This is a genomic window from Xenorhabdus santafensis (genome assembly GCF_033949405.1).
Classification (GTDB): domain Bacteria; phylum Pseudomonadota; class Gammaproteobacteria; order Enterobacterales; family Enterobacteriaceae; genus Xenorhabdus; species Xenorhabdus santafensis.
Genome location: NZ_VCDN01000214.1, coordinates 1 through 256 on the forward strand (window position 1 = coordinate 1; position 256 = coordinate 256).

A 256-nucleotide genomic window follows, 5' to 3' on the forward strand; every position below is an offset into this window, starting at 1 on the left:
GCTTTAGAGTTAACCATAAATGGCATTAACCTTATTGATAAGTCAATGTATGATTATATTGATGATCTTTGGTGTTATTTGGCAGAAGGATTATCGATACTAAATGATAATCAAGAGTTTAAGTGCTATTTTCCAGATCAGCCGATAGAGGTTAAATTTACTCCATCAAAAGGTAATAGGGTACTCGTTAGTGTAAATTGCCATTCAGAAGTTAAAACTTCTATTGGAAAGAAAGAGTTTTTAATTGCAATGAGTG

Annotated in this window: 1 pseudogene; it reads left to right on the forward strand. The window is 31.6% G+C overall.

The features are described from left to right. Nucleotides 1–256: pseudogene (locus FE392_RS19935) on the forward strand (hypothetical protein); the annotation flags it as partial.